Source organism: Catenibacterium sp. AM22-6LB, from assembly GCF_003435615.1.
Classification (GTDB): Bacteria; Bacillota_I; Bacilli_A; order Erysipelotrichales; family Coprobacillaceae; genus Catenibacterium; species Catenibacterium mitsuoka_A.
In genome coordinates this window covers 1-25393 of the sequence record NZ_QTUM01000023.1, presented here as the reverse complement: position 1 = coordinate 25393, position 25393 = coordinate 1, and the positions used below count along the sequence as shown (strand labels likewise).

The 25393-nt window shown below is 33.8% G+C and carries 29 protein-coding genes and 1 other annotated feature; of the genes, 4 read left to right on the top strand and 25 right to left on the bottom strand.

Going from position 1 to position 25393, the window contains the following annotated elements; all coding sequences use genetic code 11:
- Positions 1-157: 157 nt before the first annotated feature.
- The 8 genes from DW269_RS06555 to DW269_RS06520 form a co-directional block, all read right to left on the bottom strand.
- Positions 158-1630 (bottom strand): glycoside hydrolase family 1 protein, encoded by a 1473-nt coding sequence (locus tag DW269_RS06555; protein ID WP_117459051.1) that lies wholly within the window; start codon positions 1628-1630, stop codon positions 158-160.
- Positions 1631-1654: 24 nt separating this feature from the next.
- The gene (locus DW269_RS06550) at positions 1655-3040 is read right to left on the bottom strand and encodes a PTS transporter subunit EIIC (RefSeq protein WP_117459050.1); all 1386 of its coding nucleotides are present in this window, start codon (positions 3038-3040) and stop codon (positions 1655-1657) included.
- A 148-nt stretch (positions 3041-3188) separates the two neighbouring features.
- Positions 3189-4028 (bottom strand): PRD domain-containing protein, encoded by an 840-nt coding sequence (locus DW269_RS06545; RefSeq protein ID WP_158546324.1) that lies wholly within the window; start codon positions 4026-4028, stop codon positions 3189-3191.
- Positions 4029-4049: 21 nt separating this feature from the next.
- The gene (locus tag DW269_RS06540) at positions 4050-4523 is read right to left on the bottom strand and encodes a PTS glucose transporter subunit IIA (RefSeq protein ID WP_117459048.1); all 474 of its coding nucleotides are present in this window, start codon (positions 4521-4523) and stop codon (positions 4050-4052) included.
- A 378-nt stretch (positions 4524-4901) separates the two neighbouring features.
- Complete coding sequence (locus tag DW269_RS13200) at positions 4902-5075, bottom strand: transposase (RefSeq protein WP_117459047.1); 174 nt, start codon at positions 5073-5075, stop codon at positions 4902-4904.
- 402 nt (positions 5076-5477) lie between these two features.
- Entirely contained in the window at positions 5478-5684 is a 207-nt protein-coding gene (locus tag DW269_RS06530; protein WP_117459046.1) for a hypothetical protein, read from the bottom strand.
- Positions 5685-5688: 4 nt separating this feature from the next.
- Positions 5689-6492, bottom strand: a complete 804-nt coding sequence (locus DW269_RS06525; protein WP_117459045.1) for an ExeA family protein — start codon at positions 6490-6492, stop codon at positions 5689-5691.
- Entirely contained in the window at positions 6492-6794 is a 303-nt protein-coding gene (locus DW269_RS06520) for a Mu transposase C-terminal domain-containing protein (protein ID WP_158546322.1), read from the bottom strand. The genes DW269_RS06525 and DW269_RS06520 overlap by 1 nt, the downstream gene beginning before the upstream one ends.
- A gap of 206 nt (positions 6795-7000) precedes the next feature.
- Here DW269_RS06520 and DW269_RS06515 point away from each other — a divergent pair, with 206 nt between their 5' ends.
- The 3 genes from DW269_RS06515 to DW269_RS13110 all read left to right on the top strand — a co-directional run bounded on the left by DW269_RS06515 (position 7001) and on the right by DW269_RS13110 (position 8556).
- Positions 7001-7720, top strand: coding sequence for a hypothetical protein (locus tag DW269_RS06515; RefSeq protein ID WP_233503277.1), 720 nt, complete (start codon positions 7001-7003; stop codon positions 7718-7720).
- Between the two features lie 91 nt (positions 7721-7811).
- Positions 7812-8300, top strand: coding sequence for an ATP-binding protein (locus DW269_RS13115; protein ID WP_255413842.1), 489 nt, complete (start codon positions 7812-7814; stop codon positions 8298-8300).
- Between the two features lie 4 nt (positions 8301-8304).
- On the top strand, positions 8305-8556 hold the full coding sequence (locus DW269_RS13110) for an ATP-binding protein (protein ID WP_370446091.1): 252 nt from the start codon (positions 8305-8307) through the stop codon (positions 8554-8556).
- A gap of 268 nt (positions 8557-8824) precedes the next feature.
- Here the strand turns inward: DW269_RS13110 and DW269_RS06505 are convergent, their stop codons facing one another.
- Complete coding sequence (locus DW269_RS06505) at positions 8825-10444, bottom strand: DAK2 domain-containing protein (RefSeq protein ID WP_117459043.1); 1620 nt, start codon at positions 10442-10444, stop codon at positions 8825-8827.
- An 11-nt stretch (positions 10445-10455) separates the two neighbouring features.
- A complete protein-coding gene (locus DW269_RS06500; protein ID WP_006504692.1) occupies positions 10456-10809 on the bottom strand; it encodes an Asp23/Gls24 family envelope stress response protein in 354 nt (117 codons plus the stop codon).
- Positions 10810-11043: 234 nt separating this feature from the next.
- Between DW269_RS06500 and rpmB the strand changes: the two genes are divergently transcribed.
- A complete protein-coding gene (gene rpmB / locus DW269_RS06495; RefSeq protein WP_022425067.1) occupies positions 11044-11229 on the top strand; it encodes a 50S ribosomal protein L28 in 186 nt (61 codons plus the stop codon).
- A 34-nt stretch (positions 11230-11263) separates the two neighbouring features.
- On the opposite strand, the gene DW269_RS06490 is transcribed toward rpmB, so the two are convergent.
- The 15 genes from DW269_RS06490 to rplU form a co-directional block, all read right to left on the bottom strand.
- Positions 11264-11941 (bottom strand): YjjG family noncanonical pyrimidine nucleotidase, encoded by a 678-nt coding sequence (locus DW269_RS06490; RefSeq protein ID WP_117459042.1) that lies wholly within the window; start codon positions 11939-11941, stop codon positions 11264-11266.
- Positions 11942-11991: 50 nt separating this feature from the next.
- A complete protein-coding gene (dnaJ, locus tag DW269_RS06485) occupies positions 11992-13116 on the bottom strand; it encodes a molecular chaperone DnaJ (RefSeq protein ID WP_117459041.1) in 1125 nt (374 codons plus the stop codon).
- 51 nt (positions 13117-13167) lie between these two features.
- The gene (gene dnaK, locus DW269_RS06480; RefSeq protein WP_022425790.1) at positions 13168-14982 is read right to left on the bottom strand and encodes a molecular chaperone DnaK; all 1815 of its coding nucleotides are present in this window, start codon (positions 14980-14982) and stop codon (positions 13168-13170) included.
- A 17-nt stretch (positions 14983-14999) separates the two neighbouring features.
- Positions 15000-15572, bottom strand: a complete 573-nt coding sequence (gene grpE / locus DW269_RS06475; RefSeq protein WP_117459062.1) for a nucleotide exchange factor GrpE — start codon at positions 15570-15572, stop codon at positions 15000-15002.
- Between the two features lie 25 nt (positions 15573-15597).
- A complete protein-coding gene (gene hrcA, locus DW269_RS06470; RefSeq protein ID WP_117459040.1) occupies positions 15598-16620 on the bottom strand; it encodes a heat-inducible transcriptional repressor HrcA in 1023 nt (340 codons plus the stop codon).
- Positions 16621-16745: 125 nt separating this feature from the next.
- Complete coding sequence (gene hemW / locus DW269_RS06465; RefSeq protein WP_117459039.1) at positions 16746-17837, bottom strand: radical SAM family heme chaperone HemW; 1092 nt, start codon at positions 17835-17837, stop codon at positions 16746-16748.
- Between the two features lies 1 nt (position 17838).
- Complete coding sequence (gene holA, locus DW269_RS06460; RefSeq protein ID WP_117459038.1) at positions 17839-18798, bottom strand: DNA polymerase III subunit delta; 960 nt, start codon at positions 18796-18798, stop codon at positions 17839-17841.
- 38 nt (positions 18799-18836) lie between these two features.
- On the bottom strand, positions 18837-20681 hold the full coding sequence (locus DW269_RS06455) for a ComEC/Rec2 family competence protein (RefSeq protein ID WP_158546321.1): 1845 nt from the start codon (positions 20679-20681) through the stop codon (positions 18837-18839).
- A 125-nt stretch (positions 20682-20806) separates the two neighbouring features.
- The gene (locus DW269_RS06450; protein ID WP_117459036.1) at positions 20807-21277 is read right to left on the bottom strand and encodes a helix-hairpin-helix domain-containing protein; all 471 of its coding nucleotides are present in this window, start codon (positions 21275-21277) and stop codon (positions 20807-20809) included.
- A gap of 17 nt (positions 21278-21294) precedes the next feature.
- Positions 21295-22287, bottom strand: coding sequence for a Holliday junction branch migration DNA helicase RuvB (ruvB, locus tag DW269_RS06445; RefSeq protein WP_117459035.1), 993 nt, complete (start codon positions 22285-22287; stop codon positions 21295-21297).
- A gap of 15 nt (positions 22288-22302) precedes the next feature.
- Entirely contained in the window at positions 22303-22863 is a 561-nt protein-coding gene (ruvA, locus tag DW269_RS06440; RefSeq protein WP_117459034.1) for a Holliday junction branch migration protein RuvA, read from the bottom strand.
- Positions 22864-22932: 69 nt separating this feature from the next.
- On the bottom strand, positions 22933-24210 hold the full coding sequence (gene obgE, locus DW269_RS06435) for a GTPase ObgE (protein ID WP_117459033.1): 1278 nt from the start codon (positions 24208-24210) through the stop codon (positions 22933-22935).
- A gap of 50 nt (positions 24211-24260) precedes the next feature.
- Positions 24261-24542: a 50S ribosomal protein L27 gene (gene rpmA / locus DW269_RS06430; protein WP_022425801.1), complete on the bottom strand. Its 282-nt coding sequence runs from the start codon at positions 24540-24542 to the stop codon at positions 24261-24263.
- A gap of 4 nt (positions 24543-24546) precedes the next feature.
- A complete protein-coding gene (locus DW269_RS06425) occupies positions 24547-24867 on the bottom strand; it encodes a ribosomal-processing cysteine protease Prp (RefSeq protein ID WP_022425802.1) in 321 nt (106 codons plus the stop codon).
- Positions 24867-25175 (bottom strand): 50S ribosomal protein L21, encoded by a 309-nt coding sequence (gene rplU / locus DW269_RS06420; RefSeq protein ID WP_022425803.1) that lies wholly within the window; start codon positions 25173-25175, stop codon positions 24867-24869. Before rplU ends, DW269_RS06425 begins: the two co-directional genes overlap by 1 nt.
- A 20-nt stretch (positions 25176-25195) precedes the next feature.
- Positions 25196-25266 (bottom strand) — a sequence feature (ribosomal protein L21 leader region).
- Positions 25267-25393 lie beyond the last annotated feature (127 nt).

The following is a 25393-nucleotide window of genomic DNA, read 5'->3' as shown; positions in this document are numbered from 1 at the left end:
GATGATACTGAATGTGGAAAGCGCAGTGCATTGAAAGGTGACCGCTGCGTTTGGGAAGGGGCGCGGTCTTTAGACTTCGCCTATTTCACTTAAAATAAAGACTACAGTTTCAAACGGGGAGGAAACAGTAGTCTTTATATATCTTATATTTTAAAAATTAGCTATTTAAATCCTCACCATTAGTTTGAATAACTTTCTTGTACCAATTAAATGAGTCTTTTCTATAACGATTAAATGTTCCATGCCCTTCATCGTCTATATCAACATAAATAAATCCATAACGTTTTGAAATTTGACCACTTGAAGCAGAAACTAAATCAAGAGCACTCCAAGTTGTATATCCAATAACGTTAACACCTTCATCAATAGCTTCTTTCATTGATGTAATATGTTTCCTTAAATATTCAATACGATATTCATCATGAATCTGATGATCTTCTGTTAATACATCTTCAGCACCTAAGCCATTTTCAATGATGAGTAATGGTTTTTCATAACGTCCATATAATTCATGTAAAATATATTTTAAGCCATCTGGATCCATAGCCCAATCCCATTCACTATATTCTAAATATGGATTTCTATTACCAATAGACAAGTTTCCTTTTGCCATCTCTTCATCTACTTGATGAGTTGTGATACAGTTACTCATATAATAAGAGAAGGCAATATAGTCAACTTTTCCATCTAATAAATCTTGTTCATCTTGTTTAGTGATATCTAGTTGAACTCCTAGTTTATTCCATACACTTTTAGCATAATAAGGATACTTGCCACGCACTTGTACATCAGTTGTGTAATAACACATATCTCTAAATGTTTCTTGGCTTTTCAAAATATCTTTTGGATCACATGTCAATGGATAATATGCTAAACTGCTAAACATACATCCAATTCGATTTGATGGATTGATTTCATGAGCCAGTTTCACAACCTTTGCACTCGCTACTAATTGATGATGTAATTGAGTTAGATTCATTTGCGAAACTTCTTTAGGTAAATTATATGGTAAAAAAGATGGGATAGCTAAAGAATTAATCTCATTGAAGGTTGCCCAATATTTGACCAAATCTTTATATTCTTCTAAACATACTTTCGCAAATTGATAGAATTCTTCAACCATTTCACGACTTAACCAACCACCAATTTTTTCTTCTAAATAAACAGGTGTATCATATTTTTGTAAAGTAACTAATGGTTCAATCTGATATTTTTGACATTCTTCTAATACACTACGATAAAATTCAATACCTTTTTGGTTAACACCATTTTTATATCCTTTTGGAAAGATTCTTGCCCATGAAATAGTTAAATTTAATGTTTTTAATCCCATTTCACCAAATAAAGCAATATCTTCTTTATAATGATGGTAAAAATCTACGGCTTCGTGATTAATGTAATGACAGTTATCATGCAAAGCATAATGAGCACCATATGGTAGCGAGGCAAAGAAAGGATATATGCCTTCTTTCCCTTCACTATCAATAAAAGTTTTCATTCTCATTTGGGCTTTAGAGCCTACAGTTCCATAATCAGATATAATAGGAGATTTACCATCAAGATTCCATGCCCCTTCACACTGTGAAGCTGCAATATCAGAACCCCATAAAAAATCTTTTGGTATACTCATTATTAATCCTCCTTTCTATTTTGCTTATTCTGTATCTTTTCCTAATGCATATGCAACAACAAATGCAACAACAGTACCTACAACAGTTCCAACTAAAGATTTAAGTAAGTTATCTAATCCACCTGCCAAAAATGCTGTAAATCCTAAGAAGTTAGAAGCTGACAATGCATAAGCCCCTACACCTAATAAACGATGTGATATTGCAGTTGATGCCATACCAATACATGAAGCAAGTAAAATCTTCCATTTTTTCATCCAAATACCATAGATACTTGGTTCAATAACCCCACCTACAACAGAAGAGACTGCACATTCTTTTGCACTTTGTTTTAATTTTTTATTTTTTGTTCTAGCCATTAAACCTAAATCAGTTCCTGCTGTAATCCAACATTGACTAAATACTGTTGGAAGTAATGAAAAGTTAACCCCTTTTGTAAAGAAATCCATAACAAATACACCTGATAATGCTGAGTGCATACCTACACAAATAAATAAGTTATAAACAAAACCTGCAATCATAGAAACTAATACTGGAGATACACTTTCTAACAATGTTACTGGATAAGCAAGCATGAATCCAACTTGTGTTCCTAGTGGTGTAATTAGATATAAAGAAATTGGTAACATAATTAATAATTCTAAAAATCCTACAAAAATAAATTTGAAATTATCTGGAATAACTTTATTTAATACTTTTTCAATCTTTGTCATCATCCAAATTTCAACGATCACTGGAATAATTTGTGTATTTAACGTAATTGGTGATGGTGCAAAACCTAATGGACTTAATGAGCCATCAGTAACTGCTGCCATCCAATCTGGGAATAATTGTATACTAGCAAGCATAATTGCAAATACTATTGAACAATTGAATTTCTTAGCTGCTGTATAAGCAACACCAACAGGAAGGAAGAACATAATTCCATTTTGAGCAAATGAAAGCATCTTGTATAATCCTGAATCTGCACTTACCCAATTAAATCCTACTGGTCCAATAACAGATGAAACTGCAGCAAATAATCCCATACCTACAATAGCAGGTAATACTGGAATAATACATTCAACCAAAGTATTTAACATACCTTTTAAAACTGTTTTAATTGTTTTCTTTTCCTTTGGTTTATCTAAGTTTTCATCAATAGTTGCTGTTGCAGTGAAATGCCCTTGCTTACATACTTCATCATATACACTATTAACAGCTGTACCAATGATAACTTGAAGTTGTTCTCCAACCCAAAGTCTACCATTTGTGTCTTCTAATTCATTTAATTCATCATCTCTTACTAAACTCTTATCTTTTACGTTAAAACGTAAACGTGTAATACAGTGCTCACAGAATGAAACGTTTTCTGCTCCACCAACAAGTTCTAAAATCTTTGCAGCCAAACCTGCATAATCTTTCTTTGCCATAATTTCACTCCTCTATTAATTTTTTATATTCTATCAACATATTCGCGCGTTAATATGTTATTAAAACCAAACAAAAACCTCAAACACACAAAAATCTTACGCTAGTAAAATCATGAATGTTTGAGGTAACGCCCAAAGGTAACGCCCTCTATTGATTGTTTTCACAATCTTCTCTTGTGCATAATCGATTCACATGCAAAATCAAATATAATTTTTCATCATTTGATAAAGCACTTCTTAATGCATCTTCTAAATAAATGGTAATTCTTTCTACTACTTTATTTGTTTCAGGATAACTATTAACTAAAGAAGAATAGATTTCTGAATTTTTTGAAAAAATATATTTATTCTTATTTCCTCTAATAAACAAGTAGTTCATATGCGATACAAATCGCGAATAATTTGAACTATTTTTATCAATCTTGATATTTAAATATTTTTCAATAATCTTCACAATATCTAAAATCATATCTTCGTTTTTCTTATCAACATTTCCCACTGTTGTCATTTCCGCATTCACAATATGTAATGCAATCATACCAGCTTCAATATTAGGAAGTTTCACATTTAATATCTTTTCAATCATCTTTAATCCAAATAAACCAACATCATATTCATTTTCATATAAATGTTCGATATCTTTAATAATTGGAAGACTCATATCTATTTTTTCTTGATGTCTTTTAATCGCAAAATTAATATGATCAGCTAAAGTAAATGCTGTATTTGGATTAATAGATTTATTTAAGACAATACGGCAATAATCTGTAATTTTTACCGCAACATCGAAAACTTCTTGAGGTATGTAAGCAACCATATCCACATATTCTGGTTTTACTTTATAATAAGTTCTATCAATGTTTTTTAATTCAATCTTTTCATTTACTTTTTTATTGAAACCTATTCCTTTTCCAAAAGCAACAACCTCATTGTTGTTATTGTCTAAACATATAACAACATTATTGTTTATAGTTCTTAATACTTTCACAGCCAACACACCTTCTTTTTTCTAATTTTCGCTACATTTCATGACAATAGTTCCAACCGTTACATTTTCTAGATTTTCAATCTGAACAGAATATTCAGGATTAGTAATCACAATTGGTGTCGTTAAATCAATATTCTTTTCTTTCATCAACTTACGATTAATTTTAATCAACGGAGTCCCATGTTTAACTTTATCACCCTCATTAACTAGAACTTCAAATCCTTCACCTTTAAGAGCTACTGTATCTAAGCCAATATGCATTAAAACTTCTGCTTTATTGCATGCTTCAAATCCAATAGCATGTTTTGTATCTGCAATTAATTTTATTTTGCCATCTATTGGAGAATAAAGGGTATCTCCATCAAATATAAAACCAACACCATCGCCCATTAATTTTTTAGAGAAAACTGGATCAAGAACTTCTGAAATATCAATCATTTTCCCATTCACAGGGGCATAAATATTACATTCTTTCTTTTTAAATAGCCCAAACATGTCATTTATCTCCTTATAAAATTTAAACAAAAAAACTCCTCGAAGCGCCACAAAAAAGCAATACTTGCTTTTTCAGGTCAAGCCTCCGAAGAGTTACATTCCTTGAATACGCTATCATTATAATTCATACTACATAATGTGTCAATAATTTTAGTGATTTAGTTAAATTTTTCTGATTTTAGTGATTTATTTAAATTTTTTATTTAAATTTTTTCGTTACTATTCACCGATAAAATAAAAAATAGTTTTGATGTAGCACAAAAGAGAGCGTTAGTTAGAAAATATTTCATCTAACTTTTCTAATGCGTTCTCTTTCCTTATATTTTGCTGTTTGTATTATGCTTGTTATGAAGGCATATGCTTTTACACCTCTCATTGTCACAAACAGGTGTGAGAGATATTCTTATGTGCTTTTACGACTCTACACATACATTCAGCTCGATTATTCGTGTATGGTACCGTAAAATCCTTCATGAATCTTAAATGGTCTTCCTTGTATTCAAGCATCCTTCTCATTGTTTTGATATAGTCTGGCTCTATCTTTTTGTTCACTTTTGGATGGGCTTCATCATATCTCTCAAGAACATTCTTTATAATCCCGTCATCTATGAGAGTATGCTTTCTATGAAGAATGCTTTTTCTTCCTCTTTGCTATGATTTTCGTGGAAGTTCTTTATCCGTATTTTATTTTTTAAAATTTCCTGAATAGCTGATATAGTGTTAAACCGCAAACTCTGCACACCCATTAACCGCAAATTATATTACCCTATATAAAAATACAGTTTTTATAGTGACCGCAGTTTATTTCAACCAATAAATCTTATATAAAGAAAAGATGCACTGCTAAAGTACATCTTCACTATAGTTTCTTTTTTTATAAACTTCATTTATGGCATAGGCAATCTGTAAGCTTAATTCCTCATCTTCTGTTTTTTCAAAGATTGCATTTGTATTTCAAAATATATCTGTTGGATGTGCAAGTTCAACGTCTATTTCATAATTATCTATGCGTATATGCCATTCTGACAATAAATGATCAAGGTAACAGCTTATTGCTTTATTACCTGTTGTAATTTCAAAGGTAAAGAATGGCGTAATAGTCAGGTTGCTTATTTCTCCAACGCATTTCTTTTCGTTTTTATTTTTAAATATGTAATCCATAATCTTATCCAAGCATCAGTTCTTTGCTTGCCTTCATTACCAGCTTATTGTCGATTGTTTCCTTGTTGTAATGCATACCAAGTATCAGACTTTTATTTATAAGCTGATTAAGTATTCTTACTGATGTATTCATCATAGAATACAGTGTATGGTAACATTCATCTTTGAACAGATCACTTCTGTAGTTAACTGATTTCAATCTTGTAATCACATAATTTTTGACTTCTTCTTTAAAGCCAGTAAAGGTATAATTCATATTGATACGTTGTCTGAATGGTTCAAGTGCTTTAAGACGCAATGTTCTTAAGAATTCATTTTGTCCTACAAATATAAGTGTACAGTATTCTTTTGAATCATAATCAAAGTTCATAAGCATAATAAATTCTCTCAATGCTTCTTTTCTCAAAAACTGAGCTTCATCAATCGCAATGATAACCTCCATCTTATTTTCTAATGTCAGTCTTTTGAGTTCGTCCTGTATCTGCTTGAACATCTGTGATTTTTTAGTTGTTTCTTCAAGACCAAATGCATCATTAAGCATGCGATAAAAATCAATGGATGTAATAGTTGTCATGCATATATAGATAACGACATAACGGTTTGGATTGAGTGCTTCCAATGTTTTTCTAAGACATGTTGTCTTCCCCATTCCTGGACTGCTCAAAAAGACACCAATTCCTTTGGATCTGATAATAAATTCCAGTCTGTTTGTCATCTGTTTAAAATCATTGGATGTAAACAGTGTTGATACAGCTGCATCCTTGATAAATGGATTTTTATCCATTCCATAATACGTTGTCATTTCCATCAGTAAATGATCTCCTCTCTTCTTGTTTTTCCATTTTCAATTCGATCTGTTCTTTTTAAAGGAACTTTTTTCTTTTGAGATACATCATAAAGATATGTCCCTTCAAAGGTTCTTGGATTATAACGAACGATGACCCTTATTCCTATATAGACAGAAGGAACATCAAAAAGCTGATTTTCAATAAGGACTGTTGAATCTCCATTGACCTTTCTTGTTGTTTCATGAAGAAACACATCATCAAGCCATGAAGCATAGTCAACAGGTGATTTATTTGATAAACTTGCAACTTCAATATCTTTCATATCATACATATAGCGTTCAAGGGGTGTATGATTGTCATTTTCATCTTCTTTTAAAGATGAGTGGATCGTTCTGTTATATTCGTTTATCCATTTATTAAGATCATCATTTAATTGAGATAAGGAACTATAGTCACTACTTTATGTACATCCAGAAATCGCATCTTCATTGTATGAAAGAATCGTTCTATAAGAGCTTTACCTGTTATGTGGAATTCCACATAACAGGTAAAGCTGCTGTCGAATGGGCTGTTGGTGATTGTACAATCGCAATTGTTGGTAAGCTAAGAAACAGAAAATTCTTTTCTTTTGATGATTTAAATGCAGCTATACTAAAGGAACTGGATGTTTTCAATAATAAACCCTTCCAGAAAAGAGAAGGCTCAAGAAAATCAGTTTATCTGGATGAAGAAAAAGATTATATGCACCCTCTTCCTGAAACTCCATTTGAACTGAGTTCCTGGAAGCGTGCAAAGGTTCAACTCAATTATCACATTTCAGTTTATAAGATGAATTATTCTGTACCGCTTGAATATGTAGGCAATTATGTAGATGTCAAACTGACCAAGAATACTGTAACTGTCTACTATAAAACGAATCAGATCTGTTCACATCAGAGACTTTATGGACGTAAGAATCAATATTCGACTAATGAAAGTCATATGCCTGAAAATCTCAGAAAGTTCCAGTGGAACAGAGAACGTTTTGTAAACTGGGCATTATCCATTGGTCCAGAAACAACGAAGGTTGTAGAAAGATTATTTGAACGATGCAAAGTAGAAGAACAATCTTATAAAGGTTGTCTATCATTACTTAAATTATCTGATAAATATGGAAAAGCCAGACTTGAAGATGCGTGTAAATTGGCGTTGAAGCACATCTATCAGCCTAGCTATAAGAATATTAAAATGATTCTACAATCAAATTAAGACATGAAAGATAGAAGTGCTGCAAATAATAAACACGTATCAGATACGCATGCATTTGTACGTGGTAAAGATTATTACGGAGGAAGAAACAATGAGTAGTCAGGATACAGTAAAAAAGCTTAAACAGATGAGATTGCCTGTAATAGCTGAACAGTATGAAATTCAATTAAGTGATCCAAGCTATAATCAGTTATCATTTGAAGAGAGATTTAAGGAACTGATTGATATGGAATATGAAAGCAGAGTCAATCATACAATCACAAAATATATAAAAGATGCCCACTTTTATGATTCTACAGCGAGCATAGAAGATATCAACTATAATCCAGATAGAAAACTTAATCGCTCTCAAATGGAAGAACTGGCTACAAATAATTACATAGAAAGAGGTCTCAATGTCATATTTGTAGGTGCTTCAGGCTGTGGAAAGACATGGCTGTCTAATGCATTAGGCGTACATGCCTGTCGAAATAGAAAAACAGTGCTGTATATCAGATTGCCTGAATTATTTTCAAAATTTGAAGAAAAGAGAATTCAAGGAAAATACAGCGATTACTTAAAAAAGATAAGGGAAATATGATCTGTTGATTATTGATGAATTCTTATTGAAGCCAACAAACGAACCTGAAAGAAGCGACCTTCTGGAGTTAATGGAAATTCGTTGTAATAGAAAATCAACCATTTTCTGTAGTCAATACTCCTTCGATGGATGGCATCAATTATTAGATGACGGCCCTATTGAAAACGCTATTCTAGATCGAATCATTAATAGTTCATACCTAATTACTTTACACGGAAAATCATTACGTGAGGAATGCTCAAGAATAAAACAATAAAAAAGGAGAAGGCATAATAATGATAAAGAATTATTATGCCTTCTTTCAAATTAATTGTGGACTTCCAACCGTATTCAATTTTTTGGTGAGGTGGACTTCTCTACCGTAACGAATGGTCTTCCATTAGCGGAATACTCAGCAAGAACAAAAAGTCGCTCAAATCACTGAATTTAACCTTGTAGACGACTAAAACGTTTATTTTAAACGGAAAATATAAACTAGTTACAAAAAAAACATTGATCTAATCAACGTTTTTTTTGTTTTATTTTTATTCTACGCCAACAATGAATGAGTAAACTGGCTGTTTACCAACATGAACTTCACATTCTACATCTTCATAGTTTTCTTCAATGAAGCTTCTAGCTGCTTCCTGTTCTTCTTCTGTTACGTCTTCACCACAAATAAGTGTAACGATTTCAGAATCTTCATCTACAAGATTGCTTAAAACATTCTTTAATGCTTCTAGCTTATCTGGTACACAAGCCACAATTTTCTTTTCACATAAAGCCATATAGTTATTTGCTTTAATTTCTAATCCATCAATTGAAGTATCCTTGATTGCGAAAGTCACCTGACCAGTCTTTACATTCGCAATAGCTTCCTTCATTTCATCCACATTTTCATCCAATGTTGCTTCTGGATTATACATGATGGCAGCTGATAATCCCTGAGGAATAGTCTTTGTAGGTAATACAACAACGTCTACTTCTCCTTCTAATACTGTAGCAGCCTGCTGCGCAGTCATGACGATATTAGAGTTATTTGGAAGAATGATAACATGCTTTGCATTCACACCCTTGATTGCTTTAACGATATCTTCAGTTGCTGGGTTCATTGTCTGACCACCAGATACAACATGATCACAATTTAATTCAAGGAACATATCCTTAATACCATCACCTGCAGCCACAGAAATAAGAGCCATTTCCTTAGCAGGAGCCATTGGGATATCTTCTTCTTTTTCTTCTTCAGATACTTCAGTATTCACTACAGTTACCTTAGTGAATTCACCAAAACGAAGACCTGTATTTAATGCATTACCAGGCTTTAATGTATCTACATTACCAATAACCTTGTTATCTTTCTGTGCTACATCTACGTTCTTACCTGGTAAATTCTTTAACTCATTGATGAAACCATCTAAGTTGAATGCATTCATCTTTCTGTCATCAATCTTTAATGTGAACTGTACACGATAACCATAAGGCTTTTCTTCTTCCTGTACAATTTCCACATCACTTGCAGCACCAACATTATCTACTTTTTCAATCACTTCACCAGCAAGAGCAGCCATGAAACCAGTTAATACAAGTAATAAACCAGCTCCTCCTGAGTCAACTACACCTACTTCTTTTAATACTGGAAGAAGTTCAGGTGTATTATCTAAAGACTTTTCAGCACTCTTTACAAAGTAAGAGAACCAGTCTTCAATTTCCATATCTGGCTGTACATACTTAGCAGCTGCATCAGCAGATTCTCTGATAACTGTTAAGATTGTTCCTTCTACTGGACGCATAACTGCTTTATAAGCCACTTTAGCACCAGAAGAGAATGCATCAGATAATTCTGCAACATTGGCAGTTTCTTTTCCCTTAAGTGATTTAGCTACACCTCTAAAGATCTGAGAAAGAATAACACCAGAGTTCCCTCTTGCTCCCATTAATAAACCCTTAGAAAGAGTTTTAGCGATATCACCAATAGATGTATCATCAGCAAGCTTTTCAACCTGTTCAGCCCCAGAATTGAATGTAAGAGACATATTAGTACCTGTATCTCCATCTGGTACTGGGAAGACGTTTAAAGCATCTACCTCAGGATGATTATTATGTAATACGATAGCCCCGCTTAAGACCATCTGTTTAAACATTTTACCGTTAATTTCCTTCATGCTTCATCCTCCTAGTCCATTACACGGATGCTCTGAACATAAACATTCACAGCTTCAATATCAATATCTAGAGTCTTTTCTAGTACATATTTAACTTTCTTCTGTACTTCATATACGATTTCAGAAATCTTCACACCGTAACCTACAATAATATAAAGATTAATAATAGAACCAGTCTGACCTTCTTCAACAACAATTCCTTTAGAATAATTATCTTTACCTAGAAGATCATAAAAACCATCCATCATCTTCTGGCTAGCCATACCTACAACACCATAACATTCTGTTGCAGCTCCACCACAAATAGTAGCAATAACGTCAGTTGAAATATCTATATTTCCAAGATCAGTTGTTTTTTTAATCATATTGATTCCTCCATTTTTATTCTTTTTTTATAATAGTAATTATATATCATATACACAAACATTACAAACAATTAGGATTATAGCAAACAATAAAGATTTTTCAATCCTTATTTTGTCCATATATTCAACTTTTTTTACATTTTGTACAGATTAATAAAAAAAATGATTGATTTTTGATGAGGTAGATGGTAAAATACACGAGTATGTGAAACAAGTAAAAGGATGGTGAATTCAATGTCTAGAAAATGTCAGCTTAGCGGTAAAGGACCTATGTCTGGTAACAACCGTTCTCATGCATTAAACGCTACAAGAAGAAAGTGGAATGTTAACTTACAGAAAGCTACTGTCATCATCGATGGTAAGCCTACAAAGGTAAGAGTTTCTGCAAGACAGTTAAGAACTTTAAGAAAGAGCGCTTAATCGATATAATAATAGAGGCTGGTAACAGCCTCTTTTATTTTACTATGTCTAACACTTCTATAAGTTTGTCTATTTCGTATGTGACAGCTTGAGAAGTGTTTTTTTGATGTTCTGGATTAAAGTAGCATGTATCGATGCCAGCGTTTTCTCCACCCTTTATATCGCTTGTAAGTGAGTCTCCAATAATAATTGTGGTATCAGGATCATAGTGGGTCTTTTCTTTAATATAATTAAAGTATGTAATATCTGGCTTTTCATACCCTACATCTTCTGAGATGAATATATCATCAAATAAGTCATAAAGCCCTGTACCCTTTAATTTGCCTAACTGAGCGACTTTTGAGCCATTTGATGCCGCATACTGCTTGCAATGTGGTTTAAGTGCCAAAATGACTTCTAAGGCGAATTCATTCAAACAATAATAAGTACCTAATGCTTCCTGATAATCTTTATTAAACTGAACACCATCAATAGAAACATTAAGCAATGTAAAAAAGTCTACAAAACGTTTCACCATGAGTTCATTTCTTCTTGAATGATCCTTTTCAATCATCTTCCAGCATTCTTTATTAATCTTTTTGTATTCTTCAAATTGTGCTTCTGTCATAGATACGCCATGTTTCTCTAAACATTTTTCCATGCTGATTTTTTCAGACATTTCAAAATTAAGAAGTGTGCCATCTATATCCCATAATATAGTTTTATATTTCATACTAACCTCCTTATTTCATTATACAAAAAAGATAGGAATACTCAATATCCCTATCTCTTGAATGATTTCTTAAATTGATCAAAAATAGATTCTTTTTCATCTAATTCTTTAAGTTTTGTATAAAGGTCTTTTTCTTTCTTGCTTAACTTCTTAGGAATAGAAACGTTAACCTGAACATACTGATCACCATAAGTATCACCACGCATGTTCTTGACACCTTTACCCTTAAGTCTCATGACTGTACCAGTCTGTGTTCCTGCTGGAATCTTCATAGTGACATCACCATAAACAGTAGGTACTTCAACTTCACAGCCAAGAGTTGCATCTACTGCAGAAACTGGAACTGATATAGAAATATCATTACCGTTTCTCACAAAGTATTTATGTGGACGTACATAGATTTCTACATATAAGTCACCATTAGGTCCACCATTCACACCACGCTGTCCTTTACCAGCGACACGTAACTGCTGATGAGAATTAATACCAGCTGGGATTGTTAATTCTACAGTGACATTCTTATTAATATATCCTGAACCGTGACAATGTGGACACTTATCCTTGACTACCTTACCTGTACCATGACAGTCTGGGCAGACTGATTCATTAATGATAGTACCAAATGGTGAACGCTGCTGTACTCTAATACGTCCTGTTCCACCACATCTAGAACATGTATGCACATCATTAGGATTCTTTGCACCTGTACCATGACAATGAGAACACTGTTCATCATAGTTAATCTTAAGTTCTGTCTTTTTACCCTTGATAGCATCCATGAAATCAATTTCTATCTGAACATAACGGTCTTCACCTTTTTGTGGTCCTGTAGGTCTTCTAGAACGTGACTGTCCTCCGCCAAAGAATGAACCGAAGATATCCCCAAAGTCCATATCTTCAAATCCGCCAAATCCCTGGCCACCAAATCCTCCAGCGCCTGCACCACCCTGTTCAAATGCTGCATGTCCATAACGGTCATAAGCAGCCTTCTTATTCTCGTCAGAAAGAACTTCATAGGCTTCATTAACCTCCTTGAACTTGTCTGCTGCATCTGGCGCTTTATTCACATCAGGGTGATATTTCTTTGCCATCTTACGATAAGCACGTTTTATTTCATCTTTTGAAGCATCCCTAGATACACCAAGGACTTCATAGTAATCTCTCTTATCTGCCATAAATTACACCTCATTTAATATAAGCCAAGGGGATTACCCTTGGCTTTCTTGTTAGTTCTTTTCAGTAAAGTCTGCATCAACGAAATCATCGTTATTGTTGTTAGATGAAGTGTCTGCACCTGCTGTGTTACCAGCATTCTGCTGCTGATACTGAGCAGCAGCCATCTGCTGAGCGATCTGTTCAAGTTCACTCATCTTAGATTCAAGAGTAGCCATATCATTATTGTCTAATGCAGTCTTAAGTTCATCTCTTAAAGCTGTAGCCTGGTTCTTCTGATCTTCTGGAAGGTTAGCACCCTGTTCAGCTAAAGCCTTATCAATCTGGTTGATCATAGCTTCTGCTTTGTTCTTAGTTTCGATGTCTTTACGTTTCTTTTCATCGTCAGCCTTGTTGCTTTCAGCTTCCTTAACCATTCTATCGATTTCTTCTTCACTTAAACCTGTAGAGTTTTGAATAGTGATAGACTGTTCTTTGTTTGTCTTCATATCTTTTGCTTTAACGTTTACAATACCGTTAACGTCGATATCAAATGATACTTCAATCTGAGGAATGCCTCTTGGAGCTGGTTCAATACCATCAAGTTTAAATAAGCCTAACTGCTTATTATCTTTAGCCATTGCACGTTCACCCTGTAATACGTTGATATCTACAGCTGGCTGGTTATCAGCAGCAGTTGAGAAAATCTGTGATTTAGTAGTTGGGATAGTTGTGTTACGAGGGATTAATACTGTCATAACACCACCCATAGTTTCGATACCAAGTGATAATGGTGTAACATCAAGTAATACGACATCCTTAACATCACCAGTGATAACACCACCCTGGATTGCAGCACCCATAGATACTACTTCATCAGGGTTAACTGACTTGTTAGGTTCTTTTCCTAATAATCTCTTAACTGATTCCTGTACTGCAATGATACGAGTAGAACCACCAACTAATAAGATCTGATCGATTTCAGAAGCAGATACTTTCGCATCAGTTAATGCCTGTCTTACTGGAACTTCTGTTTTAGCAACTAAATCAGCTGTTAATTCATCAAATTTAGCTCTTGTAAGAGTCATATCTAAATGAAGTGGTCCATTAGCACCAGCAGTGATATATGGTAATGAGATCTGAGTCTGCATCATACCAGATAAGTCTTTCTTAGCCTTTTCTGCAGCATCTTTTACTCTCTGCATAGCCATCTTATCAGCGCTTAAATCAACACCGTTTTCTTTCTTGAATTCAGAAACCATGTAGTCCATAACTTTCTTATCGAAGTCATCACCACCTAAGCGGTTGTTACCTGCAGTGGCTAATACATCAAATGTACCATCATATAAGTCAAGGATAGAAACATCGAATGTTCCACCACCTAAGTCATATACTAATACTTTCTGTTCCTGTTCAGTTTTATCTACACCATAGGCAAGTGCAGCAGCTGTAGGTTCGTTGATAATACGTTCAACATCAAGACCTGCAATCTTACCAGCATCCTTAGTAGCCTGACGCTGAGCATCATTGAAGTAAGCTGGAACTGTGATAACTGCCTTAGTTACTTTTTCACCTAAATAGCTTTCAGCAGTAGCCTTTAAGTTCTGAAGAATCATTGCTGAAATTTCTTCTGGTGTATAATCACGACCATTTACATGTTCTTTATAGTTTGTACCCATATGTCTCTTGATTGATGCTACAGTATCAGGATTTGTAACAGCCTGACGCTTTGCAGCTTCACCAACGATGATTTCACCGTTCTTGAATGCAACAACTGATGGAGTTGTTCTCATTCCTTCTGGATTTGCAATTACTTTTGCTTCACCATTTTCCATAACACTGACACATGAATTTGTTGTACCTAAATCAATACCAATAATTTTACTCATAATAAGTTCTCCTCCTATTAATCCTTATTCACTTTCACTAAAGTTGCTCTAATTACTCTATCTTTTAACATATAACCTTTTTGTAATTCTTCAGTCACAATATTTGGACCAAAGTCAGGATTATCATCCTGCATGACTGCCTGGTGCATATTTGGATCAAATTCCTTACCCTGTGCTTCAATCACAGTTACACCATTCTTACCAAGAATATTCATTAACTGGTTCAAAATCATCTTATTACCCTTAAGAATATTCTTACCTTCTTCGCTTTCAGGTTCAACAGTTAATGATCTTTCATAGTTATCAATAACTGGTAATAACTCTTCAATAAAAGACTGCATTGCATACTTTAACTGATTCGCATGTTCATTTTTAAGTCTTTTCTTTAAGTTTTCCATATCAGCGAATACTTTATAATAATCTGTCTTCCACTTGTTGATTTGAGATTCTAAATCCTTAATCTTTTCATCTTTAGGATCTACTGTTTCTTCAGCTGTTTTTTCAGTTGCTTCTTCAGTTGTTTCTTCTTTTACTTTTTCAGCTTCTTCCTTAGTAGATTCTTCAACAGTTTCTTCTGCTTCTTTCTTCATTTCTTCTGCCATGGTCTCACCTCTTCTACTCATCATTTTCCTTGATGATTCTTTCTATATTTTCAGTAATATATTCTACAAGCGATACAACTTTCTTGTAAGGCATACGTGTTGGACCGATTACAGAAATCGTTCCTTTACTAGCTCCTCCTGTATCAAAAGAAGATGAAATAACTGATACATCATCAAGTCCAGATACATTTGAATCATCACCAATTAATACCTTGATACCATCATCATCAGTTGGTGCTAAGAAATTCCAGTTTGATGAATTTTCAAATGCACTCACTAATTTTCTTAACTTGTTGACATCATTGTATTCTGGTTGATACAGCAAATGATCTTTACCAGAGAAATATACATTGTTTCTTGCAAACTTCATAAATGCTTCTAAGAAAGCATTAAACAAGATTTCATGTTCCTTGATTCTCGTATTGAGGATTGGCTTGACATCGTTTTCTAATCTATCTGCCACCTGATTAATTGGCGTTCCTACTAATGTGTCGTTCATTACCGCCACACAAGATTGTAAATCATCCAAACTCAATGTCTCAGATAAAGTGAAAACTCGATTTTCTACATGTCCCTTATCCGTTACAATAATCGCAGTCACATTGCGCGTCCCAATTGGAACAAGTGTAATGTTCTGCAGAGATTCATAACTTGAATTAGGTCCTAGAGCAACCGCCGTTAGATCAGTCAACTGGCTTAACATTTCGCAGCTTTCTTTAATCAAACTATTCAATGATTGATGTGTATCACTAAAGATAGTTGCAACCTGATTCTTTACCTGTTCATCGACATTTGGCTGAAGCAAAGTATTTACATAATAGTAATATCCCTTCTTAGAAGGAACACGACCAGAAGATGTATGTGTCTTCACTAGAAAGCCAAGTTCTTCAAGCTTGCTCATTTCATTTCGAATAGTGGCGCTTGAATATGGTAATTCATATTTTGTCATTAGAAGCTTAGATCCAACAGGTTCTGCTGTTTCAATAAACTCTTCGACAATATATTTAAATATAAGCATTTGTCTTGCCGAAAGCATTCCCAAGCACCTCCTTAGCACTCTTTTTCCTCTTGTGCTAGATTCATTATACATTCTTTTTTAGCAGTGTCAAGACTTTAGTGCTAGTTTATATTAAAAATGGTTTCTCTAATTTGAGAAACCATTTATTCTGGTAAGAAATCTAGAAGAATGGAATTAAGAAGATCGAGTGTATCATTTGTTTTCAAATGATTGTTTTCAATAATCAACGAATGATTACCAAGGTTCTTAGTGAGAGCTTCTTTATAGACATCTTCTACAGAACAATGATATCTTCTTTTAAATTCATCAAGGTCTAATCCTTCTTTTAGACGTAAAGACATCATAAGATGATTAAACATTGTATCTTCAATTGTTTCTTTTTCTATATATATTGTATTCTTCCCCTGCAAGTAATCAGTAAGACTACGCGAGTGAGAAATAAGTTCATTATCTATTTTACCTGTCGCACCAATGCCCACACCATAATAGTTATCATAATGCCAATAAACTTTATTATGTTCTGATTCATGATTTCCTAACGCATAGTTAGAGACTTCATAGCGATGAAAACCAGCATGAGAAAGTGTCTCTACAATATAATCACTCCACTTTCCTTCTGTTTCTTCATCAAGAGGTTCAAAGGAATCATATAAACGTGTATGTTCCTCCAATATAAGTGAATAATAAGATAAATGATTAACAGGAAGTGATAGGGCAATATGCAAGTCTTCTTTTACATCTTCTAAGGTTTGTCCAGGAAGTCCATACATGAGATCAATAGAGATATGCTTAAAGCCTATAGCCTTTGCATTTCTTACTACTTCTTTCGCAATATCAGAAGTATGATAACGTTCAATCCTTTTTAATAAATCATTATTAAATGTCTGTACACCAACGCTTATTCGATTGACACCATGAGTATGCATACATTCTAGTTTATCAAGCGTTGCTGATTCAGGATTGACTTCTATTGTATATTCAAGAGTATCATCACCTACAAAAGGATCAACCATGCTTAATAAGATATCTAATTGTTTTAAAGAAAGAGCACTTGGTGTTCCTCCTCCTATATAAATAGTTCTCATTATATGATGGGGAAGAGCGTTAAGTTCTTCCTTTAATCGTTCTAGATATTTTAAGACAAACTCTTCACGATAATAGACCTTTGCGAAATCGCAATAAGAACAGATATGATCACAAAAAGGAATATGAATATAAAGTGCTTTTGTTTCCATATTATATCCTCATCAAGAAGAGTTCTAATCCTCTAAATTTATCTACTGTACCTGTCTTGATTGCATAATCTAGTTCTGACAAGGCATAAAGTTTTTCCATGAGTTCAGTGATATCAAAATGTGCTGCATTTTTACGAATTGGATAGATAGCACGAGGATTAAGACCGAGTGCTGAGGCAATATCATTATCACGATATCCCTTTTTACTCATAATAGAGACCTGATAGAGATTACGTAATGCATTCGCAATTAAACCAATGAGTTCTAAAGGATCATGTTTCTTAGAGATTAAGTCTTGATAAACACGCATTGTATTTCTTAAATCATGATTCAACAATGCATTCGTTAACTTAAAGACATCCTCTTCAACTCGTGGTGGGACTAATCTTTCAACATCTTCTTTCTTTATACTATGTGTATAGAGGCATAATTTCTCTACCTGATTAGAAATAGTGAGAAGATCATTTCCACAGCGTTCTAGTAATAAAGCAAGAGCATTGTCTTCAATAGAGGCATTTCTATGAACAATGGCTTCTCTAGTAGCCTTATAAAGCTGATTGAAGGTTAATTTCTCTACTTCATACCATTTCGCATTTTTACGTAATGATTTAACTGCTTTCTTTCTTTCATCAAAGTTACGCTGATCATGATATATTACAAATAATGTTGTTGGATTATCATGTTCAATATAATCTAAAAATAGTTTAATATCTTCATCTGTGACTAGCTTCTTTTTAGGCTTCTCTTTTGTAAGAAAGATTGGATTCTTTAATACAACCATCTTATATTCTGTAATAAAAGGTTGTGTTAAAGCATCTTCAATAATGTCCTTCATAGGTGTTTCACCTGCATGATAGACCATATAGTTCATGTCATCACTTGTGCATTGATATTTCTTTTTTAAGTCTTCTAATCTTTGTGCAAGTAATAGTTTTTCTTCTCCATATAATACAATATTCATAGTTCTCCATCCTTTTGTCCTATTCTACCATAAATTTATTAATAGCGGTAAACAAGATGTTCTCCTAAATAAGTGATAATAGAAAAGCTGCCATCAAGATCTGTACGCAGTATTTTAATCTTTCTTTCTTCTAATCGTTTAATAACAATACGAGCCGGGTGACCATAAAGATTATGTTCGCCTACACCAATCATCGCAATACGCGGATGAACCATTTGAAAGAATGTTACAGAAGAAGAATAACCACTGCCATGATGTGCAACCTTTAAGACATCCACATCTATTTCCCCATATTTCTTATAAAGATCTTCTTCTACGTTACTTGGGATATCACCTGTAAATAAATAATTATAGCCTCCTGTTGTGACTAACATGACTAATGAGTTTTCATTAGTGGAAGGATAGATAACATCACTTTTAAGCATCTTGATTGTAATGAGCTTATTCTTCTCTTCTTTCTGATACGTATCAATAATACGCTTGACTTTATATTTCTTCTTTAATGAATCTAATGCACCATAGTGATCATAATCATGATGAGATATATAAACTCTATCAATACACGGTATACCCTGTGATTTAAGATAAGGGATGACATTATGTGAGGCAATATCATATTCCCTATTACCACCTGTATCAATCAAATAATTTCCTTGATTAAAAGGGAGACGAATGAGTGAACAATCTCCCTGTCCTACATCAATAGTAGAGACCTGCGTATAAGGTTTATAGATACTATATATATGGAAGCCAATCAGTAGTGCGCAAAACAACGACATAGAAAATTGAATACTCTTTTTTTCTTCTAATAATAAGAAGATATTAAACAAGATAATGTAATAAAGAATAATAAATGAGAGGGTTGGTTTTTGAAAGATGATTTCTGCATTCAATGAAGTAATAAAGGTAAGAATCATCTGCTGGTAGCCAATCATCATCTTCATAATTAGATCTATTGGAAAAATAAGAGAGAGAAGTGTCACAATATAAAAACAGGATATAAAAGGAGAAAGAAGAACTGTTAAGAAATAAGAAAAGATATTGATAGAGAAATTAAGTGAGAGGACAATAGGAATACCACCTAAATAAATAAGGAAAGAGCGGTATGGGAAATGTTTGGTCATAATGACAAGAAAATAAATAAAATATGAAAAGACAAAAGAGATACTAAAAATGATATAAGGATTCTTTATAACATTAACTAATACAAGAAATGATAAAACATCTAGTTGATTGAACTTCTCCTTCACAAGATCATAAATTACTAACATATAAAAAGCACGATGAAGAGATATATTATAAGGTATAGAAAAAACATAAAAGCCTATAAGTACTTTAATAATGATATCTGCAATATCATCACGTATAAATGATTTAATAAGACTGAGACATTTGTAGAGCAAATGAATATGCATACCTGAAAGAGCAAACATATGTACAAGAGAAAGACTTGTGAGGAGTGAATAGTCTTCTTTAATGGCGTCATCTTTAATGCCTAAGATAAATAGCTTCTGATAGCTTTTAATAGATTTTGAGGAAGAAAACTGTTTTTCTAATAATTGATAAAAAGAGGGATGAGATGAGACAGAAGTAATATGAGTGATTTTAGCCTTTGCGACGATTTTGTTGGCTTTAAAAGAATGATATTCATCATAACCTATAGGATCTTTACAATGCTTGATATCTAGAAAGTTCAATTTGACAAGTACTTCATCATTATATTGAAACTTATGATCTGTATAGGCTTTAATCTTCCCATAATCTGTATTTAAAATAACATAATTATCTCTAACATCTTTCACTTTTCCAGAAACAATAGAAGGCACTTCTGGTGAAGTCACTGGTCTTAATATAATAGGTAATAAAAAAAGAAGAAATAACATCTTTCTTCCAAATCGTTTTACTAGATAAATTAAATAAGCTAGTAGAAATATATAAAATAAAGGATGAACAAGATAAGCAACAGATAGTAATAAGACAAATACTGCATAATATACTAAATGATATCTTAAAGGCATAAGTAGTCGCGGTAGATGAGATATTTCTTCTCACCGATTCCTTGTATATTCATAATGTCTTCTATTGTATAAAAGGGCTGTATCTGCCTATAATCTATAAACTTCTGTGCTGTTTTCTCTCCTACTCCTTTTAATGTCATAAAGTCTTCTATTGTTCCTTTATTGAGTGAAATCATATTTGCTCTTTTTTCCGGTAAATAAAGACGCATCTCTGCCTGGATACTTCTATTCATATTTAAAGATTCCATGCAGGCATTTTCTTTAACTCCAACTTCCTTAACCAAATCACTCATTGTCATCCCTTCTTTTATAGGGACTTCTCCTGTCTTGTTAAAAGCACCTTCTAATGTAATATAGACTTCTGATTTTTGTGTTGAGCTGACCTTCTCAGGCTTTTGATAACCATATATAAATGAGGCAATACTTAGAAGAATCAGCCCTATAATCTTAATTTGACGCATAAAAAAAGAGAATTAAATTAATTCTCTCTTGTAATATGAAAATGCCTATAAGCAAGATCTGTCGCAATTCTGCCTCTTGAAGTACGTTTAATCAAGCCTTTTTGTAGTAAGTAAGGTTCATAGACATCTTCTAATGTCATTCTTTCTTCACCAATGCTTGCAGCAAGTGCTTCTAATCCTACAGGGCCGCCTTGGAAACGATTGATGATACCTAGTAAGTATTTATGATCGACATCATCTAGTCCTAGATTATCTACTTTTAAACGATCCAATGCCTGCATTGTACGGTCTTTAGTAATGATTTCATCACCATAGAACTGCGCAAAGTCTCTGACACGTCTAAAGAGTCTATTCGCAATACGTGGCGTTCCTCTTGAACGTCTGGCAAGTTCCATCTTAGCTTCTTCTTCCATTGTCATACCATAGACTTTACTTGTACGAGAAATGATATCTCTGAGTTCTTCATCTTTATAATAATCAAGTTTAGCCACAATACCAAAACGGTCACGTAATGGAGCAGAAATATCTCCTGCACGTGTTGTCGCTCCTACTAATGTGAAAGGAGGTAAATCAATACGTACAGAACGTGTTGTCGCATCTTTACCAATCATAACATCTACACAGAAATCTTCCATTGCAGGATATAGTATTTCTTCTACGACTTTATTTAAACGATGAATTTCATCGATAAAGAGTACATCCCCTGGTTCAAGAGATGTAAGTAATGCAACGAGATCACCTGTTTTTTCAATAGAAGGTCCTGTTGTAATCTTGATATGCGTTCCCATTTCATTCGCAATAATCATCGACATTGTGGTTTTACCTAGTCCTGGAGGACCATAGAATAAAACATGATCAAGTGTTTCATCACGCATCTTTGCAGCACCTACAAAGACACGAAGGTTTTCTTTTAAATCATGCTGACCGACATATTCATCAAAAGAAGACGGTCTTAAAGAACTTTCCTCATCTTCGATATGTTCATTTGTATCTAAAATATCACGATCCATAAGATTCTCCTTTCATTATTGTGTTAATAAAGCTAATGCACGTTTTACATAACCATTAGTATCTAGATTTTCACTAGATAATACTTTCATTGCTTTTTCTACATCATTTTGTTTATAGCCTAATGCGATTAATACTTCAGTGGCTTCTTCATAATCTGGAGAACCAAGAGGCTTCATTGCACGTTTATCAAACTTACCATGCAAGTCAAGAATGATCTGCTGTGCTGCTTTAGGTCCAATACCTGGTATCTTCTTTAAATAAGTTGTATTTTTACCTTCTATCGCATCAATAATCGCATCAATCTCACCTGTCGCAAGAATACCAATAGCTGTCTTACAGCCTATTCCTTTTACAAGAATAAGCTTCTGAAATAATTCTTTTTCTTCTTTTTTCTTAAAGCCAAATAAAGTAATATCATCTTCTTTGACCTGCTGATAGATATAGACTGTTGCATCATCACCCTTTTTAAAATTATAGGGGTTGGATACATGTACTTCATAGCCTATTCCATGATTATCTATGACAATATGATCTGAATACAAATCTGCAATGATTCCTTTGATATAACTATACATAAAAATCTCCTTTACGCATTTCCTAATTCTATCATATGTCAAAAAAAAATACCATTTCTAGAAATGGTATTAATTATAAAATTCAAATTCGAAATCATATAGGCGTACAGTATCGCCATCTTCACAGCCTGCTTCTCTTAATGCATCATCGATACCCATATTACGGATCTGTAATGCGAATCTCTGGAAGCCGTCATCTGTAGTAAATGATGCCATCTGCACAAGTCTTTCAACCTTCTTACCAGTAACTTCCCATACACCATTACCTTTATTATGGATAGTGAATGGTTTTTCTTCTTCCTTATAAGTATAAAGAACACTTTCCTGTTCTTCTTCCTGATTAAAGAAGTCTGGAGCAGTTTCTAATGCATCAGCAACTGCATAAAGAACAGCATCGATACCCTCATGGATAGGTGCAATGATTGGGAATACTTTCTGATCTCCAAGCTTTTCCTTGAATTTCTTTAAGTTTTCTTCTGCTTCATCACCATCCATCTTATTAGCCACAATAATCTGTGGTCTTTCTAATAAGCGATATTCATATTCACCTAATTCTTTATTAATAGTGACATAGTCTTCATAAGGATCTCTGCCTTCGCTACCGCTCATATCAATAATATGAACAATAACACGACATCTTTCGATATGTCTTAAGAACTGATGACCTAAACCTTTACCCTGTGATGCACCTTCAATAAGACCAGGTAGGTCAGCCATAACAAATGAACGACCATCCTTAACCTGTACAACACCTAAATTAGGCACAATAGTAGTAAAGTGATAATCAGCAATCTGTGGTCTTGCTTTTGAAACAACAGATAATAAAGTAGACTTACCAACACTTGGGAATCCTACTAATCCAACATCTGCAAGTAGTTTTAATTCTACTCTTAGGTTGAATTTTTCACCCGGTTCACCATTTTCACAGATTTTAGGTGCTGGGTTGCGTGATGAAGCGAATCTTGCATTCCCACGACCACCACGGCCACCTTTTGCGATTACAGCACGCTGACCATCCTTTGTAAGGTCGGCAATAATGTTGCCTGTATCGTCATCATAGACACAAGTTCCTACTGGTACTCTGATGACTAAATCATCAGCATCAGCACCATGCATCTTTTTAGCATGACCTTTTTCACCATTTTGAGCCTTGTATTCACGATAATATCTTAAATCTAATAAAGTTGATATTGAGTTTGTTGCAACGAAGATAACACTTCCGCCACGACCTCCATCTCCTCCAGATGGACCTCCCTTTGGAACATGCGCTTCACGTCTGAAAGCAACTGTACCATTACCTCCAGTACCTGCTTGAACATAAATCTTAACGCGATCAATAAATTTCATGTATCCACCTTCTTTCTTTAAAAAAAGAATCCCATGGGGGATTCTTGAGATTAAGCTACAGGGTAAACAGATACCTGTTTCTTGTTTTTACCAAGTCTTTCGTATTTAACGACACCATCAACTTTAGCGAATAAAGTATCGTCTCCACCTTTACCAACATTAGTACCAGGATGAACCTTAGTACCTCTCTGTCTATAAATAATTGAACCAGCTGTGCAAGTCTGTCCATCAGAAAGCTTAGCACCTAAACGCTTTGATTCAGAGTCACGACCGTTCTTAGTAGAACCTACACCCTTTTTAGAAGCGAATAACTGTAAATCTAACTTTAACATAGTATTATACCTCCCTAGTGTTAATTTTAACATATTGTTCATATGAGTATTCAACAGTTTCTAGAATTTTTAATAAAGTTTCTAGAATAATCTGATAATCTTCACGATTATTGAATATCTCGAAATAAGAGTAACCACTCTCAACATTGGCAAGATTGCCATCTTTCATGAAGCCTTTAGCTTCAAGCATATTGTAAATACCTACCACTGCGGTACTGATACCAGCACATGCAAGATCTTTACCATATTCATCTTGACCAGCATGTCCTTCAACCTTAATTGATTGAATCTGACCTGCATGGTAAACGACATCTACGTGAGTCATTAAGCGTTGATTTCTTTGATTGTTAGCTTAGTATAAGGCTGTCTATGACCCTGTTTCTTATGATAATGCTTCTTTGGCTTATACTTGAATACAGTGATCTTCTTTTCCTTACCCTGTTTTTCAACAGTTGCAGTAACCTTAGCACCTTCTACGTAAGGATGACCAACTTTAACACCATTATCACCAACTAAAAGAACCTTTTCGAAAGTGTATTCAGTGCCTTCTTCAACATCTAACTTTTCTACAAAAATAGTATCTCCAGCTTCAACCTTTAACTGTTTTCCACCAGTTTCAATAATTGCGTACATCAGTGTACCTCCTTCATATTTTTTTCTCTTAGACTCGCCAACCAAGGCAGCACTTGCATTTAATACCTTTTATGTGCGGTTGTAGTCAGAGGTCTACAACGTTGATTATAGTATCATTTATTACCCTTATCGTCAATATTTTTTTCAATTTTCTTAAATTTCTGATTCCAATATGATAATGTCTTAATGTATCCAAGTTGATATTGTCCCAATTGGGA